Source organism: Sphaerisporangium siamense (assembly GCF_014205275.1).
Taxonomy (GTDB): Bacteria; Actinomycetota; Actinomycetes; order Streptosporangiales; family Streptosporangiaceae; genus Sphaerisporangium; species Sphaerisporangium siamense.
Genome location: NZ_JACHND010000001.1, coordinates 1,179,048 through 1,196,712, shown reverse-complemented (window position 1 = coordinate 1,196,712; position 17,665 = coordinate 1,179,048). Strand labels below are relative to the sequence as shown.

Genomic DNA, 17,665 nt, shown 5'->3' with positions numbered 1-17,665 from the left:
CTAGACCGTGCCATGGACCGACCGCGACACAGACGAGGAGACGGCGTGTACGAGGTGCTCAAGACGATACTGGTGGAGGATCTACAGCTCTCCGACGTCGACGTGCGGCCCGACGTCGACCGGGAGGGGGCGGGCCTGGACTCGCTCGCCATGGTCGAGCTGTCCATGATCCTGAGCAAGCGCCTGCGGATCGAGATCAGCGACGACGAACTGATGGGCGCCTCCACCGTCGCCGACATCGTGCGGCTGATGGAGGAGCGCAGCCCGCGGGCCTGACACCGTCGGCGCGGCGTTCCCGGTCCGGCGCGCGGTCGCGGCCCGGCCCTACAGAAAGCAGGTGTACTCATGTCCGGTCCCGATCACCGGTCCAGGGCGCGGGCGCTCTACGAGGCCAGGGCCACCCGCGTGCCGATCGCGCCGTTCACCGACGACGACCCGGCGATGGGCATGGCCGACGGCTACGCGGTCCAGCGCGACCTGGTCGGGATGCTGGTGGACGACGGCGACCGCGTCATCGGGTACAAGGCGGGGCTGACGTCGGCCCCCATGCAGCGACTGTTCGGCGTGGACACACCCGACTACGGCCCCGTCCTGGCGTCCACGCTGTACGCCGACGGCGACCGGGTGCCGCGTGAGGCGTTCATCGCGCCCAAGGTCGAGGCCGAAATCGTCTTCAGGCTCGGCGCCGGGCTCGCCGGGCCCGGCGTGACCCTGGACCAGGCCCGTGCCGCCATCGCGGACGTCATGGCGGGGCTGGAGGTCGTCGACTCCCGCATCGCGGACTGGCGGATCAGGCTGGCCGACACGATCGCCGACCTCGCCTCCAACGGCGCCGTGGTGCTCGGCGGCCGGGCGGTGCCCGCCCGGACCGTGGACCCGCGCCTGATCGGCATGGTGTTCAGCCGCAACGACGAGGTCGTCGCCACGGGCGCCGGGGCGGCGGCCCTCGGCGACCCGGTGGCGGTGGTGGCCTGGCTGGCGAACACGCTCGGCGAACACGGCGTGGCCCTGGAGCCCGGCCACCTGATCCTGACCGGCGCGTTGCACGCCGCGGTCCCCATGAACCCCGGCGACCGGTTCGTCGCCGAGTTCGACCGGCTCGGCACGGTCGCCATCCAGGCCTGACCTCACCCCGTGCCGCGCCGCGTCAGCCGCACCGGCGCCGTCTCGAATCCCCAGACGAAGTTCGACGGCATGCGGCGCGGCGCCCCGGCGTGCCCGGCGTGGCCGGCGCGCTTCAGCAGTTCCTCGAACAGCACGCCGAGTTCGGTCATCGCGAGCGACGATCCGAGACAGAAATGCGGGCCCGCGGAAAGCGCGAGATGACGGTTCGGGTCGCGGCCTATATCGAAGGCGAGCGGATCGTCGAAAACGGTGTCGTCCCGATTCACGGCGGGCAGCCAGACCGCGACCCGGTCGCCCTCCGATATTTCCAGGTCGCCGATCCTGGTGTCCGTGACGGCGGTGCGCATCACGTGCAGGATAGGGCTTGAATACCGCAATATCTCCTGCACCGCCGTGGGCATCAGGTCCGGGTTCTCGCGCAGGCGCGCCCACTGGCCGGGGAAATCGATGAACGCGAGCAGCCCGCCCACCGTCGCGTGCCGCGTCGTCTCGGTCCCGGCCGAGAAAAGGGCGTTGCAGTTGAGGATGATCTTGTCGTCGGTGAACGGGACGCCGTCCACCTCGGCGTGGACGAAGGCGCTGACGACGTCGTCCCCGGGATCCTTCCTGCGCAGCTTCACCAGGTGCTCGAAGTAGAGCAGGATCTCGCTGTTCGCCTCGATCTCCACCTCGCGGTCGCCGCCGGACCCGAACGCCGTGATGCTCAGCCTCAGCAGGCTCTCCCAGTCCTGCGGCGGCACGCCGAGCATGTCGCAGATCACCGAGACGGGCAGCCTGGCCGCCATCTCGACCGCGTCGAACTCGCCCGCGGCCACGGCGTTCTCGACGATCGACACCGCCGTCGTGCGGATGGTCGCCTCCAGCCGGCGGACCGTGCGCGGGGTGAAGGCCGAGCTGACGATCCGGCGGAGGACGCCGTGCCGCGGAGGGTCGCTCACGATGAGCACGCTGCCCGCCGCGTCGGCGGTCGGGACCGGGGGAGAGTCCAGCCGCATGCCGCGCGAGGAGACGAAGGTCTCGCTGTTCCTCAGGACGTCGTTCGCGGGCGCGTGGCTCAGCACGGACCAGAAACCCTCCGCGGCGGCCCGGTCGGTCCAGAAGACCGGTTCGCGACGGCGTTGCGCCGCCCAAAGCGCTTCCGCGTCACCGTCGGTGTACACCAACGGATCGGACAGATCCGGCGATTTCCATTCTCCGTGCGCGCCGAAAGACATGCCACTTCTCCTTCCGGGCGGTGCGCCATTCGGATGCCGTCGCGACCGCCATGCGCGCGGCGCTTTCCCGACTCGTCGGTGGCAATTGTGCCGGGTCACCGCGAGGAGTCCAAGATATGGAGAGGCCGCGGGAAGAGCGTCAATGGACAGCGTGATTCTCCGGCGGACCTTGTTTATGCTCGCCTGTGACGCCGGCGGGGGCCGCGGATGCCCGCGCCGGAGGCCCTGCCCGGAATCCGCCGTGCCCGCCCGCCTTTTCGTGACCCGCTCCCCGGCGCGGGTTCAATGAGGAGAAGCGATGGTCTCTGATGGTCTTGTCCGGCCGTTTCGCGTGGACATCCCGCAGGCGGACCTCGACGACCTGGCGGACCGGCTGGCCCGCACCCGCTGGGCGCGCCAGCCCGCCGGCACCGGCTGGGACGACGGCGTCCCCGTCGACTACCTCAAGGACCTCGTCGCGTACTGGCGCACGTCCTACGACTGGCGCAAGGCCGAGGCGGAGCTGAACTCCCACCACCAGTTCACCGCCGAGATATCCGGCGCCACCGTCCACTTCCTCCACGTCAGGTCCCCCGAGCCGGACGCGCTCCCGCTGGTCATCACGCATGGGTGGCCGGGCTCCGTGGTGGAGTTCCTCGACGTCATCGATCCGCTCACCGATCCCGCGGCGCACGGCGGCGACCCCGCGGACGCCTTCCACGTGGTGATCCCCTCCATTCCGGGGTTCGGCCTGTCCGGGCCCACCCCTGACACCGGCTGGGGCGTCGCGCGGGTCGCGTCCGCCTGGGCCGAGCTGATGGAGCTGCTCGGCTACCCCCGCTACGGCGCGCAGGGCGGCGACTTCGGATCGTTGATCTCCCGCCGGCTCGGCGTCCACGCACCGGACCACGTCGTCGGCGTGCACGTGAACTTCCTGCTCACCTTCCCGTCCGGCGACCCCAGGGACATGGCCGCGCTCACTCCCGCCGAGATGGAGAGAGTGGACCGGCTTCATGTCTTCAACACGGAGCTGTCCGGATACGCGCAGGTGCAGACCCATCGCCCGCACACGGTCGCGCACGCGCTCGCGGACTCCCCGGTCGGCCAGCTCGCCTGGATCGTGGAGAAGTTCAAGGAGTGGAGCCGCCCGGCGGCGGTCCCGGAGGACGCGGTGCGCCGCGACCGCATCCTCACCAACGTGATGCTCTACTGGCTGACCGGCACCGCGGCGTCCTCCGCCCGCCTCTACAAGGACTCGGCGGCGACCTTCGGCCTGCCGGAGACGCTGACCGTCCCGTTCGGCGTGGCGGTGTTCCCCGGCGACGTGGCGCCGCCGATCCGGCGCTTCGCCGAGCGCACCAACCCGAACATCACGTCCTGGACCGAGTTCGACACCGGGGGCCACTTCGCCGCGCTGGAGGTGCCCGAACTGTTCACCGAGGACGTCCGCCGGTTCTTCCGCCCCTTACGCCGGCCGGCGCGATGACGATTCCGAATGATGGCGAGCCCTCGAAGGAGCAGCGGTCGATGCGAGGCACGAAGGCGGACCCCGCGACGTTGGTGTGCTTCCCGTACGCGGGTGCGGGCGCCGGGTTCTTCCGGCCCTGGCGCGGCCACGACCCGGAGGCCGTCGAGGTCGTCCCGGTCCAGCTCCCCGGCCGGGAGCAGCGGTTCACCGAGACCCCGTACCGGGACGTCCACGAGGCGGTCGACGGCCTCGCCGGGGAGGTGCTCGAAAAGCTGGCAGGGCGGTCCCGTGTCGTGATCTTCGGGCACAGCCTGGGCGCGATCCTCGCCTACGAGATGGCGCACCGCCTCAAGGACGCGGGCGGTCCGGACGTCGCGCACCTCGTCGTGAGCGGTTCCCCCGGCCCCGCCGAGGTGCGGGCGAACCGGGCGACCGGGCTGCCGGACGAGGAATTCCTGGCGCGGGTCCTGGAGTTCGCCGGGTACTCGCATCCGGCGCTGGAGGATCCCACGATGCGGGAGCTGCTGCTGCCCTGCCTGCGGGCCGACGTGGAGATGCACGAGAACTACCGGCCGCCGGCCTCCCGCCCGCCGCTGCGCGTGCCGATCACGGCGGTGCGCGGCGCCGACGACGGGCTCGTCTCCCGGGCGGAGCTGGAGGGGTGGGCCACGGCCACCGCCGCGGAGTTCCACGTGGCCGAGTTGCCCGGCGGGCACATGTACCTGGTCGACTCCGCGGCCGAGATCCTCGCGCTCGTCGGGCGACTGTCCCATGGGTGACCCGGCGCCCAGGGAGCCGCACCTGTCCGCGGCCGAGAAGGCCGCCCGGCTGTGCCACTCCGCCGCGTTCCGGATCGCGGACGCGCCGGCCGCCGAATCACTGGCGCGGAATCTCGCCCGGCTCACGGCGGATCACCCCTTCCTCGCCGTGGGCGACGCGCACGACGTGGGAGACCTGGGCGACGCGGCCCCGCGGCTGTGGGCCGAGGACGTCTCCGGCGCGGCGGACGGCCCGCTCGCCCGGCGCCGCAGGACCGCCGAGCTGCACCGTCCACTCGCCCCGGGCCGTGCCCCGCTGCGGGCCGTGCTCCTCCGGTACGCCGGCGGCGCCGCCGACCTCGTCGTCGTCGCGCACCGGGCCCGGATCGGACGGGCGCTGCTCGGCCCCGTCGCCAGGTCGATCCTCACCGGCGCCGAGGTCACGGCCCCGCCCGGCGGGCCGCACGCCGACCTGGACGAGCTCGCCGGAGCCGTCCGCGACCTCCGTGGTGAGACGCGGGCGTGGCGTGAGGAGAGTGGCGCCGGGCACGGGGTACGGCGGTTCCGGGTGCCCGTGGCGCCGGACGTGTCACCCGCCGAGCTGCACGCCGTCCTGGTGGCGGCGGCCGGCCTGGTGCTCGCCCGGTACGCGCGCACCGATCGGGCGCTGGTCGGCACGGCCCTGTCCACCGCCCCGGACGGCGCCGCGCGCGCCGAGACGCTGACCCTCGTCCCCACGGACGCCAAGGGGGAGACGACCATCGGCCGGTACCTGTCGGGCGTACGCGACCGGCTCGCCGCCGGGGTGCCCTGGGAGCCGTCCGGTGATCCCGCGCTGCCCGACGTGCTGAGCGCCCCGGCCGGGGTGCTGGTGGCGCGGCGGGACGAGGACGCGTACGTCCCGCACCTGGCGCCGCTCTACCCGCTGACGCTCACGGTGGACCTGCTGCCGGACGGGCGCGTCGTCGGCGAGTGCCACCACCGGCTCGACCGGTTCGGCCGCGACACCGCCGCGCGGTTCGTCGGGCACACCCTGCACGTGGCCGGGCGGCTGCTGACCGCATCGCCGTCGTCGCCTCTGGACCAGGTCGAGCTTCTCGACGACGCCGAGAAGCGGCGGGTGGCCCGGCTCGGCCGCCCGCGCCACGCGGTGGACGCGCCGGCCGTCTGCGTGCATGAGGCCCTGGCCGCCCGCGCCGCCGCGCACCCGGACCGGATCGCGGTCGAGGACGACGGCGGGTCGCTGACGTACCGGGAACTGGACGCGCGCGCCGGGAGGCTCGCCGCCGGCCTGCGCCGGCGCGGCGTCACCGCCGGTTCACGGGTCGGCGTCCGCCTGGACCCGTCCCCGGACCTCATCGCGACCATGCTCGGCGTCCTCAAGGCCGGGGCCGCGTACGTGCCGCTGCATCCGAGCTATCCCGCGGAGCGGATCGCCGCGATCCTCCGCGACTCGGACGCCGCGCTGCTCGTCGCGGCCGAGAACAAGGCCGGAGACGAGGCTGGACACGAGGCCGGGGACACGGCCGGGGACGAGGCCCGCGCTGTGCCGGTGCTGACCGTCGAGACCCTGCTCGCCGAGGGCGGCGGCACGCCCGCCGACCCCGTGAGCGGCACCCCGGGCGACCCCGTGCGCGTCACGCCGGACGATCCCGCCTATGTCATCTACACCTCGGGGTCCACCGGGCGGCCCAAGGGCGTGATGGTGCCGCACCGGAACGTGGCCGCTCTCATCGCGGCGACCGAGCGGGACTTCGGGCTGTCGCCCGAGGACGTGTGGTCCTTCTTCCATTCGCCGGCCTTCGACTTCTCCGTGTGGGAGATCTGGGGGTGCCTGCTCACCGGCGGGCGGCTCGTCGTGGTCCCCTACCTGGTGGCCCGGTCTCCGGCGAGCTTCCACGAGCTGCTGCGCCGCACGGGGGTCACGGTCCTGAACCAGACGCCCTCGGCGCTCACCCACCTGATCGACCACGACCACACCCGGCCGGAGCCGCTGGCCGTCCGGCTGGTGATCCTGGGCGGCGAGGCGCTCGACCCCCGCGTCCTGCTCCGCTGGTTCGACCGGCACCCGGAGGACGAGTGCCGGGTGGTGAACATGTACGGCATCACCGAGACGACCGTCCACGTGACGGCGCAGACGGTGACGCGGTGGGACGCGCTGACCGGGTCCCGCTCGGTCGGACCGCCGATCCCCGGCTGGCACGTGTACGTCATGGACGAGGAGGGCCGGCTGCTGCCCCCCGGTGTGCCGGGGGAGATCTGGGTGGGCGGCGCGGGTGTGGCCGACGGCTACCTCAACCTTCCCGCGGTGACGGCCGAACGCTTCGCGGCCGACCCGTTCACGGCGGGCAGGATGTACCGCAGCGGCGACCGCGGCCGGCTGCTCCCCGACGGGCGGCTCGAACATCTCGGCCGGTTGGACGACCAGGTCAAGCTGCGCGGGTACCGCATCGAGCCCGAGGAGATCCGGGCGGCGCTGCTGGCCGTTCCCGCCGTGACGGCCGCCGCCGTGGTGCTCCGCCGGGGGCCGGACCCGGACAGCGCCCGGCTCGACGCCTACGTCGTCGCCGGGGACGCCGCGTCCGGGCAGGAGGTCCGCCGCCGCGTCGCCCGCGTCCTGCCGGACTACATGGTGCCCGCCTCGGTCACGGTCGTGGCGGCGTTGCCGCTGACCGCCAACGGGAAGCTCGACGTGGACCGGCTCGCCGAGCTCTCCACGGCCGCACCCGCCCCGGCCGCGCCGGTCGCGCCGGCCGCACTGGTCAACGGGGACGTCGAGGAGGCGGTGCGGGCGGCGTGGACCGCGGTCCTGCGGACGCCCGTCGGTCCCGACGACAACTTCTTCGACCTGGGCGGGAACTCGCTGACCGCGATCCGCCTGCTCACCGTGATGGCCGAACACGGGCTGGCCGAGCTGCCGCCCCGCGAGATCTACCTCAACCCCACCGTGCGCGGGCTCGCGGCGGTGCTGCGGCGGCAGGCCCGTCCGGCATGACCCACGAGGAAGGTGCTGTGACGACGACTTCACCCCGGCGCGCCGGCCGCCTGGACCACAGGGTCGCGATCGTCACGGGCGCCGCTCGCGGCATCGGCCGCGCCTGCGCGCTCGCGCTCGCGGCGGAAGGCGCCGACCTCGCCCTGATCGACGTGGCCGCGGACATCCCCGGCGCCACCTACCCGCTGGGGACCGCGGCCCAGTTGCGCATGACCGGCCGGCTGTGCGAGGAGCGCGGCGCGACCGTCGTCACCTGCCACGCCGACGTGCGCTCCCCGGACGACCTCGCGGCGGCGGTCGGCGACACGCTGGACCGGCTCGGACGCGCCGACGTCCTGGTGAACAACGCGGGCCTGGCCACGCCCGCGGGCCACCCGGCCCACGGGCTGGACGAGGAGCAGTGGCGGCTCATGGTGGACGTCGACCTGACCGGCGCTTGGCGCATGATGCGCCTGGTCGTCCCGCACATGCTGGACCGCGGGGCCGGCAGCGTGGTCAACGTCGCCTCGACCGCGGGCGTGGTCGGCTACCCGCACTTCGCGAACTACACGGCGGCCAAGCACGGGCTCGTCGGGCTCACCCGCGCCGCCGCGCTGGACTACGCGACGTCCGGCGTCCGGGTCAACGCGTTGTGCCCGGGATCGGTCCGCGACGAGCCGGAGCTGGAGGGCCGGATGCTCGGCGGCATCGCCGACGCCCTCGGCATCCCGGCCGAGCGCCAGGAGCAGGTCTTCGTGGACGGCCAGCCGACCCGGCGGCTGGTCTCGGCGTACGACGTCGCGAACGCCTGCCTCTGGCTCGCCTCGGACGAGTCCCGCGGCGTCACCGGCAGCGTCATCACCGTGGACGGCGGCTACAGCGCCCGCTGAGACCTGCTTGCTAACCCCTGGGGGGTATGTTAACGTCCTGCCGTCCGATACACCTACCCCCTAGGGGTATTCAGAACGGAAGGGACACCGAGGCGCGGGCGCGGGGTGCCGCCGACGGCATGGTCACGTGGGCGGCGGCGCGTCAGGCGCCTTCCGGCCGCTGACATGAAAGGTGGGCGTGCACCGGCATGCACGCCCACTCGCAGGGGCCGGTCTGTTTCGAGATCACACCCACCCCCTCCCGCATCCTGCCACTCGGCGTGGACGCGGGGAACAGGAGTTTCCGCATGGACGCCATCAGCCCGCGCAGATGGCGGGCACTCATCGTGCTCGCCGCCGCGCAGTTCATGGTCATCATGGACACCTCGATCATCGGCGTCGCGCTGCCCGACATCCAACGCGACCTCGGCTTCACCCAGAGCGGTCTGCAATGGGTCTTCAACGCCTACGTCATCGCCTTCGGCGGCCTGCTGCTGCTCGGCGGCCGGCTGTCCGACCTCCTCGGCGCCCGCAAGGTCTTCGTCGCCGGCTGGGTCATCCTGATCGCCGGGTCGGCCGTCGCCGCCGCGGCGGGTGACGCCTGGGTCGAGATCGCCGGCCGCGGCGTCCAAGGGGTCGGCGGCGCGCTGATCGCGCCCGCCTCGATGACCCTGCTCATGATGCTCTTCGGCCACGACCGGCGCGAACTCGGCAAGGCCATGGCCCTGTACGGTGCCGCCGCCCCCGCCGGCGGCACCGCCGGCGTCTTCCTCGGCGGCGTCATCGCCGAATACCTGAGCTGGCCGTGGGTCTTCATCATCTACATCCCCATCGGCGTGGCGACGCTGCTGGCCGTCCCCGCCCTGCTGCCGGCGGTCGGCGGCAGGCGCGGCACGGTCGACGTCCTCGGCGCCGTCGCGGTCACCGCCGGCATCGCCCTGGCGGTGTTCGCCATCGTGCGGGCGCCCGGGCAGGGCTGGAGCTCGGCCGCGACCCTGCTGGAACTGGCCGGGGCGGTCGCCCTGCTCGCGCTGTTCCTGCTCGTTCAGCGGACGGTCCGCGCGCCGCTCATGCCGCTCGGCGTCTGGCGCACTCCCGGCCTCGCCACCGCCAACCTGGCGATGGCGCTGCTGGGCGCCGCCTGGATCCCGATGTGGTACTTCCTCAACCTCTACCTTCAGCAGGTCCTAGGGTACGGCGCGTTCGCCGGCGGCGCGGCCCTGCTCCCGATGACCGTGACCATCATGATCTTCATGATCGGCGTCACGGCCCGCCTGCTCGGCCGCTTCGGCGCCAAGCCGCTGATCGTCGTCGGCCTGCTGGTCCTGGCGGCGGGAGTGGCGGGGCTGTCCCTGGTCAGGGCCGAGGGCGTGTTCGCCGCCGACGTGCTGCCCGCCTCGCTCGTCGCCGCCGCCGGCATGTCGCTGGCCTACATCCCCGCGATGATGTCGGCGATGTCGGGAGTGCGGCCGGAGGAGAGCGGCCTGGCCTCCGGCATCGTCAACACCACCTACCAGGTGGGCTCGGCTCTCGGCCTCGCCGTCATGACGGCGGTCGCGACCTCGCGCGGCGCCGCGGAGCTGGGTGACGCGGCCCGGCTCACCGGCGGCTTCCAGGCGGCCTTCGTCGGGGCGGGGATCATCGCGGCGGGCGGCGCCGTGCTGAGCCTTCTGCTGATGCGCGCGCCGAAGGCGGCGACCACGGCCGGCGCCGAGCCCGCCGGTGCCATTTCACGGAATAGATAATCGCCTGCTATTGCCCGAAAAGGGCCGAGCGACCGCACCATAAAGTGTCACGGAAAAGGCCGGCGCCCGCCGGTTGAACACCGCGGAAAACGGCGGTGAGAGGCGGGGTCGGCCGGTCCTTGACAGGGTGAAGTGGGATTACTACGCACTTCATGACTATTGATCGGGTTTGTGCTAGGAGTGGAGGCGTCGCCTGCCGAATGGCGGCCCAGACGAGCCGACAGGAGGATCTGTGACGCACCCCCCACAGAACCCGGCGTCGGCAGCGAGCGCGTTCACGCTGCCGACATCTCGTACGACACGTACCGGAACACCTAGATCAAGCCGTCCGGAGAAGGGACGGCGCCGATGACCTGGAAAAGAAAGACCACGATTTTCGGGCTGGCCGCCACGCTCGGGCTGGCCCTGCCGCTCGGCGCCGCGAATGCGTCCGCACCGAATGGAGTCGAGCGCGCACAAAGCGATTCCGCCCGCGTATCGAATTATTCGCCCGGCGCGCGGAAAGCCGGGGCGCCGATATCGGCGGACGGCCCGCGCGGGACCGCCGGGAAGAAGGCGCGCGGCGCCGGGCGCGTGCCGAGGGCCGCCGTCGTCACCTTGGTGACCGGAGACCGGATCACGTTGTACGCGCAGGGCGCCTCGGGCCCCACCTACGAGATCGAGCGCGGCCCGGGCCGCGAGAAGATGCAGTTCACCGCCCAGGAACGCGACGGCCACCTGAGCGTCTTCCCCGTCGACGCGCTGCCGCTCGTCGCGCGCGGCCTCATGGACAGGCGCCTGTTCGACATCACGCAACTGGTGGCGTGGGGCTACGACGACGGCCACAGCAAGGAAGTGCCGCTGATCGTCCGGTCGTCGTCGCCGCCGCGCCTCGCCGCGAAGGCGGCCGCGGGCGGCTGGCGCAGCGACGCGCTCAAGCTGTCGGCGATGAAGGTCGCCAAGAGCGGCGCGGGGCAGGCGTGGCAGGAACTGACGGCGGGCTCGGCGGGCTCGGCGGGCCGCTCGCTCGCCGGCGGCGTCACCAAGGTGTGGCTGGACGGCAAGCGCACCCCGTACCTGGACCGCAGCGTGCCGCAGATCGGCGCGCCGGTCGCGTGGAAGCGCGGCCTGACCGGCAAGGGTGTGACGGTGGCCGTGCTCGACAACGGCTACGACTCCCGGCATCCGGACCTCCAGAACGCCGTCGCCGACACGGCCGACTTCTCCGGCGAGGGCAACCTCATGGACGGCATGGGGCACGGCACCCACCTGGCCTCGGTGATCGCCGGGTCCGGGAAGGGGTCGGGCGGCAAGTACCGGGGAGTGGCGCCGGACGCCAAGCTCGCCATCGGGAAGGTGGCCGGCGTCCTCGCCGGGTACAGCGACTCCTCCATCCTCAGGGGGATGGACTGGGCCGCCGCCGAGGTCAAGGCCAAGGTGGCTCTGCTGAGCCTCGGCACGATGTGGGACAGCCAGCAGTCCGACCCGCTGGAGGAGGCGGTCAACACCCTCACCGAGCTCTACGGGACGCTGTTCGTCGTCGCCGCGGGCAACGACGGGCCGGGCAGGGCCACGCTCTCCAGCCCCGGGACCGCGGACGCCGCGCTCACCGTCGGCGCGGTCAACAAGAGCGACATGCTCGCCGGCTTCTCCGGCCGGGGGCCGCGCACCGGCGACCACGCGGTGAAGCCGGACATCACCGCGCCCGGGGTGGCGATCACCGCCGGGACGTCGATCGGGCTCGACCCGAACGGCATGTACACCCCGGAGAGCGGCACGTCGCTGGCCGCGGCGCACGTCGCGGGCGCGGCGGCGATCCTGGCCCAGGCGCATCCGGACTGGAAGGCGGAGGAACTGAAGGGCGCGCTGATCGGGACCGCCGTCCCCAGCGCGGAACTCGGCCCCTACGAGCAGGGCGCCGGGCGCGTCGACGTGGCGGCGGCGACCGGCCGGCAGGTGACGGCCACGCCCGGCAACCTGTGGACGACGCTGCCGTACGGCGAGGCGGAGAACGCCACGGTGACCAGGACCGTCACCTACACCAACTCGGGTGACGCGTCGCTCATCCTCGACCTGCGCATGGAGAGCGCGCGGCCCGGCGTCACGCTGCCCCGCGGGCTGCTGAAGCTCGCGTCGCAGCGGCTCAAGGTGCCCGCGCACGGGCAGGCCTCGGTGACGCTGGCCATGGCCGCCTCGGACGCCGACCCGGGCGAGTACCCCGGCGTGCTCGTCGCCTCGGCCGGCGACGACGTGGTGCTGCGCACCCTGGCCGGCGCCTACGTCGAGCCCGAGACGTACGACGTCACGTTCAAGGTGCTCGACAGGAACGGCGAGCCCGCCGTGAACAGCAGCGCCCTGGTCTACGACCTGGAGCGGGACTGGCTGGAGAACGTGGCGCTCTACGAGGGCGTCGGCCAGGCCAGGCTGCCGGCCGGAGACTGGACGGTACAGGGGTACATGGTCAACACCGACTTCACCTGGCGCGACGCCTACAGCGCCATCGCCCACACGGTGGTCCACGTGGACGCCGGCCACAAGGAGGTGGTGCTGGACGCGCGGAAGGGGCGGAAGGTCACCGTCACCCTGGACGATCCGGACGCCCTCCAGGAGCCGACCGCGATCTCGGCCATCACCCACCAGGCGGGGGGTCGCGTGTTCCGGTCGCTGTTCGCCGGTTCGGTCACGGGACCTCCGGTGGGGGATCTCTATGTCATTCCCTCACGTGTGCCGGGTGCCATGTACCAGGTCCACAACGTGTGGTACAAGAGCAGTGGGGACAACGGGGACAACGTCCGCTATGACCTGGTCAAGGTGTACCGGGACGGCCTGCCCGACAACCCGGTCTACAACGCCGCCGTCAAGGACCTGGCGAAGATCACCATGGCGAACCGCGGCGCGGGCCTGGAGGTGCCGGGAGCCATCGCGGCGGCGCCGTCGGGGAGCCCGTTCGTGTCGACGCGAATCGTGTTGCCCGGCACGCTGGTCAACTACCGCACCTACCAGCCCGGCCTCGCCTGGGACACGGTGCTGCACCTCGGGCCCGGCCAGAACGTGCTGAGCGTCGGCCGGTACGTCGTGGACAGGTCCTACAGCGAGGTCTGGGGCCGCGCCGCCTACGGGCCCGGCCTTCAGCCGGGCGACCTGGTCAGAGAGGGCGATGAGCTGAGCTTCGCGGGCGGATGGCAGTACGCCGACCCCGAGCCCGGCCGGATCGGCATGGAGATGTACAGCGAGGGTGAGGCGACGCTCACGTCGGGCGGCAAGGTGCTCGGGCACACCACCTGCGTGGTGCCGAGGGGCGGCATCTCGTGCGGCCTCGACGCGACGTTGCCCGGGAAGGCCGCCTCCTACACGCTGACGGAGGTCAGCACGCGGAACGTGCCGTGGGCCTCGCTCGCGACCCGGGTGGAGACGAGCTGGACGTTCGACTCCGAGACCGCCGCGTGGCCGATGCCGATCTCGCGTCTGGCCGCGCGGATCTCCCCGACCGGGCTCGACACGCTGAACCGGGCGAAGCGCACGGTGAACATCCCGGTCGGCATCAGCATCGACCGCATCCCGATGGCCCCCTATTTACAGATGAAGCATCTGACGGTGGAGGCGTCGTACGACGACGGCGCGACCTGGCAGCCGGCCACGGTACGGAAAGGCTCCGAGTGGCAATACTCCGCCGTGGTGAAACCGTCCGCCAAGGGGGATTTCGTGTCCCTGCGCGTCACGGCGACCGCGACCGGCGGTATGCGGGTGAGCCAGACGGTCATCCGGGCGTACGGGCTCACGGACTGATTCCGGGCCGGCTTCCGGGTGTCCTCTCTGAAACACCGGGAAGCCGGAGCCTGCGATGAAGAAAGGGAAATGAGAAAGTCCCCGGCGAGTGGGAGAGGTACCCGCCGGGGCTTTCACATCATTGGGAACGGCCGGTCTTCTGGCTATGTGGCGTCGGGGACGGTGCTATGTGCGGCCGGTGCCCGGCGTCGCGCGCCGGGCGCCGGTCAGCCCGGGATCGGGGCGACGCCGAAGTCCACGACCGCCGAGGAGAAGGGCTGGAAGAACAGGCTGGTGCCACTGACCGCGGACGCGGAACCCTTGGCGACCACCTTCCCCGTCGTGCCGTAGTCGACGAAGATGGGGGCGCCGCTGTCGCCGCCCGCGGCCGGCGTCAGGCCGTCGAGCTGAACGGTCTCGATCTGGTTGGTGATGACCACACTGTTGCCGTAGACGTCGTTGACGACGAGCGCGTAGACGTTGCCGGTCACCCACAGCCTGGGGACGGTGCCGCTGGTGGCCCCGGAGGACTTCACGATGTCACCGGAGTAGACGTAGTCCCAGCCGACGACGCCCTTCTTGGCCGTGGTCGTGACCGGACCGTCGTAGATGGTCCCGGCCGCGTTGGCCGAAACCAGCAGCAGGTCATGCGACGAGTGCTTCTGCGTCGCGGAGCCGACGGTCGTGGTGCTGTTGCGGAACTGGCTGCCGACCTGGCCGCAGTGACCCGCGGTCAGCAGGTACTTCACGTTGTTCTTCGTGACGCCGAACCCGCTGGAGCACGAGTACTGCACGCCGGGGTCCTGGTTGGTGAGGACGATGCCGCCCGAGTACGGGGCCGTGTCCACCTGACGCGAGGTCAGGGTGGGAACCTCGGACTCCTGGGTGGTGTACGGCACGTTCACCGAGGGGACGCCGAGCTGGCCCGGGTTGGCGTCCTTGCGGATGCGCAGGATCAGACCGCTGGAGTCAGGGGCGAGCTGCACGCCGATGACCGGGCCGGTCAGGTCCGACCTGATGTCCTGCGCGATGATCTCCGCCTGGCTCTCCAGCTCGGCCAGCGAGTAGTCGGCGGGCAGGACCTCGACCGTCACGCTCTCCCGCGCGTCGGTCAGCGCGCTGCTGATCGACGCGGGCAGGGCGCCCTTCCAGAAGAGCTGAACGGCGTCGTCGGTCACGACGATGTTGCCGTAACCGCTGTTGGCGCCGTTCTCCACGGCGGTGCGAATGATCTTCGCGGCCTTGGAGACCTCGGTCCGGTCCTCCAGTGCGGTCTTGGCGGGACGGGAAAGGTGGTAGGTGGAGGCCGGCGCGTTCTTCGCGCCGGGCTCGGGGCTCTGCGCCATCGCGCTGCCCATCGGCAGGGCGAGCCCGGCCGTGGTGGCCAGCGTGACAAGGGCGAAACTCAACCTTCTACGCACGAGTATTCCTTTCGGAGTGCCGTGTGCGGGTCTTTTCACCGTGCGGTGGATTCCGTCTTCCCGCTGATACGTCGCGCGGGGCGACGTACTCGTGGAAGGCGGTGCGAACAATGGATTTCAGATGAACACTCCCCGACATTAGCCGTTCGACTGCCTAAAGGCCGCCGTCCCGAAAGTGACAGTACATAGCCGCACATCGGTTTGCAAACACGTTTGTCAGAGCGCCATTCCGCCATTCTTTATGGCGCTCTTACTTTCTGAACGGATCATGGCGGAATGCCTGTCGGGGGCAGTGGTGTACGCCGCCGGGGTAGGACGCTTCTTACCTTCGCGGTCAGTATCGTCACCGTGGGCATAGGGGTTGACGCGAAGGGTGGGCATGAATGGCCGCCGGCGTCCAACTGCGTAGGGAATTATGACCTTCGTCACATCGCGCTACGTGGCAGAGAATGTCCTCACCGTCAGTGGCGCTGGCTTGTGAATTGGTCAGACGAATATGCGGCGCAATAGACCTTCACCGGATTATGAAACGGGCCGGAAGCACGGGGGCGGCCATCCGATCGGCCCGGAACCATTGGTTGCGGCCGACCGTGCGGTGTCCATTTCACACCCGATGACGAGTTCATGTGAGGGACGGTGACGCGGACCGCCGGGAGAACGGATTCGCGGCGGCCCGGCCCCTCCGACCAGGGACGAGTCCGGTGGCCCGGCCGCTGGTCTGCGATTACCGGCGCGAATCGGCCGCCGGTGCCGCTCTCCCGGACCGGGCGCCGCTCCGGCGCGTGTGTATTCGGCGACGCGATGTGCGGAACCGCGCCGGCGCCGTACCGATGATCGGGACGGGAGGGTTTTGGGTCCGCGATATTCCACACCCCGTACGCTCGGAACCGGACGCGCGCCTGTGGATCGCCGAATCCGGGGACCTCCGTCACGAACCGGTCGCCCTCCGGAATTGGGTCCGGCGTTATCGGACCGGCCCGATAAGGAGGCGGCCGGGGTGACTAAACGGAGTTCGGTCGTATTCGGCGAAAAAGCTCTCAGCCGCGCCCCCGCCCGCCCGCGCGCCGCAGCCGGGGCCCGCTCGGCCGGGCCTGGGTGGTCTCATGCCCGTGGCGGTGCCGGGAGGCCGACCCGTTCCTCGACCATGGTCTGGAAGTGCCGGCAGGAGGAGAAGTCCTCGTGGTCGCACTCCAGGGCGCAGTCGATCAGGTCGAGCGACGCCCGCGCCTCCGCGATGCGGCGGACCAGGTCCGTCCTGTGGCGTTCCAGCAGGGCACGCCGGCGCCGCGCGTCGCGGGACGTCATCATCCGCCGGACGTCGTCCAGGCTCAGGCCGGCCTCCTTGGCGCGCAGGATGACCGCGATCCGGTAGAGGTCGTCCGGCCCGTACCGGCGGCGGTCGCCGGCCACGCGGGACGGGGAGAGCAGCCCGACGGACTCCCAGTGGCGCAGCACGTGCGGCGCCAGGCCGAACCGTGCCGCGATCTCCCCGATGCTCATCGCCCGCTCCCTGGGCACGGACGGGACCGGAGGAGAGGAATCACCGCTTGACTTCATGCCGACATTAAGTCGGAAGCTGGGGCGCATGTCGACGCACACCTCACCGGGCGCCTCCGGCGACCCCGTCACCTCGCTGGTCGCCCTGCTGGACGCCGTGGACGCGCAGCCGGGCGCGAAGGAGCTTCGTGACCGGTCCTACGAGCTGTTGCGGCTCGCTCCCGGGGCGTGCGTGGTGGACGTGGGCTGTGGCGCCGGACGGGCCGTCGCCGAGCTGAACGCCAGAGGCATGCGGGCGATCGGCGTCGACGCGGCCGGGCGGATGGTCGAGGCGGCGCGGCGGCGCGGGCCGGAGCTGGACGTCCGCCTCGGCGACGCCGGCGACCTGCCGCTTGAGGACGGGCAGGCGGCCGGGTACCGGGCGGACAAGGTCTACCACGAGCTCGCCGACCCGGCGCGGGCCCTCGCCGAGGCGCGGCGCGTGCTCGGCCGCGACGGGCGCGTGGTCCTCGTCGGCCAGGACTGGGACACCTTCGTGATCGACTCCGACGATTGGTCGCTGACGCGGACGATCGTCCACGCCCGGGCTGACGCCGTGACGAACCCCCGCGCCGCCCGCGGGTATCGCAACCTCCTGCTGGACGCCGGCTTCACCGACGTGGCGGTCGAGGTCCACACGGGCGTCTTCACCGGCACGGCCATGTTCCCCCTGCTCCCCATGCTGTCCGGCGTCGCCGACGCCGCGCGGCGCGCGGGAGCCGTCACCGCCCGTCAGGCGCGAGGCTGGATCGAGGAACAGGCGGAACGCGGACGGCGAGGACGCCTGTTCCTCGCCGTCCCGATGTTCCTGGCCTCCGCGACCCGCCCCTGA

The 17,665-nt window shown here is 71.8% G+C and carries 12 protein-coding genes; 9 read left to right on the top strand and 3 right to left on the bottom strand.

Annotated features, from left to right (window positions below; translation table 11 throughout):
- Window positions 1-45 precede the first annotated feature (45 nt).
- Window positions 46-276, top strand: coding sequence for an acyl carrier protein (locus tag BJ982_RS05535; protein ID WP_184877185.1), 231 nt, complete (start codon window positions 46-48; stop codon window positions 274-276).
- Window positions 277-345: 69 nt separating this feature from the next.
- A complete protein-coding gene (locus BJ982_RS05530) occupies window positions 346-1,125 on the top strand; it encodes a 2-keto-4-pentenoate hydratase (RefSeq protein WP_184877183.1) in 780 nt (259 codons plus the stop codon).
- A 2-nt stretch (window positions 1,126-1,127) separates the two neighbouring features.
- Here BJ982_RS05530 and BJ982_RS05525 read toward each other — a convergent pair whose 3' ends face one another.
- Complete coding sequence (locus BJ982_RS05525; protein ID WP_203959286.1) at window positions 1,128-2,186, bottom strand: cytochrome P450; 1,059 nt, start codon at window positions 2,184-2,186, stop codon at window positions 1,128-1,130.
- A gap of 451 nt (window positions 2,187-2,637) precedes the next feature.
- Here BJ982_RS05525 and BJ982_RS05520 point away from each other — a divergent pair, with 451 nt between their 5' ends.
- The 6 genes from BJ982_RS05520 (at window position 2,638) to BJ982_RS05495 (ending at window position 13,897) form a co-directional block, all read left to right on the top strand.
- Window positions 2,638-3,804: an epoxide hydrolase family protein gene (locus BJ982_RS05520; protein ID WP_184877180.1), complete on the top strand. Its 1,167-nt coding sequence runs from the start codon at window positions 2,638-2,640 to the stop codon at window positions 3,802-3,804.
- Window positions 3,805-3,845: 41 nt separating this feature from the next.
- On the top strand, window positions 3,846-4,565 hold the full coding sequence (locus tag BJ982_RS05515; protein ID WP_184877178.1) for a thioesterase II family protein: 720 nt from the start codon (window positions 3,846-3,848) through the stop codon (window positions 4,563-4,565).
- Window positions 4,558-7,539 carry an amino acid adenylation domain-containing protein gene (locus tag BJ982_RS05510; protein WP_184877176.1) on the top strand — a complete coding sequence of 994 codons (2,982 nt, stop codon included), beginning with the start codon at window positions 4,558-4,560 and terminating at the stop codon, window positions 7,537-7,539. Before BJ982_RS05515 ends, BJ982_RS05510 begins: the two co-directional genes overlap by 8 nt.
- A 17-nt stretch (window positions 7,540-7,556) precedes the next feature.
- Window positions 7,557-8,408, top strand: coding sequence for an SDR family oxidoreductase (locus BJ982_RS05505; protein ID WP_203959285.1), 852 nt, complete (start codon window positions 7,557-7,559; stop codon window positions 8,406-8,408).
- Between the two features lie 287 nt (window positions 8,409-8,695).
- Window positions 8,696-10,132 (top strand): MFS transporter, encoded by a 1,437-nt coding sequence (locus BJ982_RS05500; protein WP_184877172.1) that lies wholly within the window; start codon window positions 8,696-8,698, stop codon window positions 10,130-10,132.
- Window positions 10,133-10,480: 348 nt separating this feature from the next.
- A complete protein-coding gene (locus BJ982_RS05495; protein ID WP_184877170.1) occupies window positions 10,481-13,897 on the top strand; it encodes a S8 family serine peptidase in 3,417 nt (1,138 codons plus the stop codon).
- A gap of 206 nt (window positions 13,898-14,103) precedes the next feature.
- On the opposite strand, the gene BJ982_RS05490 is transcribed toward BJ982_RS05495, so the two are convergent.
- Both BJ982_RS05490 and BJ982_RS05485 read right to left on the bottom strand, forming a co-directional pair.
- A complete protein-coding gene (locus BJ982_RS05490) occupies window positions 14,104-15,297 on the bottom strand; it encodes a chymotrypsin family serine protease (RefSeq protein ID WP_184877169.1) in 1,194 nt (397 codons plus the stop codon).
- A gap of 1,101 nt (window positions 15,298-16,398) precedes the next feature.
- Window positions 16,399-16,797, bottom strand: a complete 399-nt coding sequence (locus tag BJ982_RS05485) for a MerR family transcriptional regulator (RefSeq protein ID WP_184877168.1) — start codon at window positions 16,795-16,797, stop codon at window positions 16,399-16,401.
- 85 nt (window positions 16,798-16,882) lie between these two features.
- On the opposite strand from BJ982_RS05485, the gene BJ982_RS05480 reads away from it, so the two are divergent.
- Window positions 16,883-17,665: a methyltransferase domain-containing protein gene (locus BJ982_RS05480; RefSeq protein WP_184877166.1), complete on the top strand. Its 783-nt coding sequence runs from the start codon at window positions 16,883-16,885 to the stop codon at window positions 17,663-17,665.

Excerpts from the sequence above, each read along its gene's own strand:
- BJ982_RS05495 (WP_184877170.1), top strand. The coding sequence starts at position 10,481 with ATGACCTGGAAAAGAAAGACCACGATTTTCGGGCTGGCCGCCACGCTC.
- BJ982_RS05480 (WP_184877166.1), top strand. The coding sequence starts at position 16,883 with ATGTCGACGCACACCTCACCGGGCGCCTCCGGCGACCCCGTCACCTCG.
- BJ982_RS05510 (WP_184877176.1), top strand. The coding sequence starts at position 4,558 with ATGGGTGACCCGGCGCCCAGGGAGCCGCACCTGTCCGCGGCCGAGAAG.
- BJ982_RS05515 (WP_184877178.1), top strand. The coding sequence starts at position 3,846 with ATGCGAGGCACGAAGGCGGACCCCGCGACGTTGGTGTGCTTCCCGTAC.
- BJ982_RS05485 (WP_184877168.1), bottom strand. The coding sequence starts at position 16,797 with ATGAGCATCGGGGAGATCGCGGCACGGTTCGGCCTGGCGCCGCACGTG.
- BJ982_RS05500 (WP_184877172.1), top strand. The coding sequence starts at position 8,696 with ATGGACGCCATCAGCCCGCGCAGATGGCGGGCACTCATCGTGCTCGCC.
- BJ982_RS05530 (WP_184877183.1), top strand. The coding sequence starts at position 346 with ATGTCCGGTCCCGATCACCGGTCCAGGGCGCGGGCGCTCTACGAGGCC.
- BJ982_RS05520 (WP_184877180.1), top strand. The coding sequence starts at position 2,638 with ATGGTCTCTGATGGTCTTGTCCGGCCGTTTCGCGTGGACATCCCGCAG.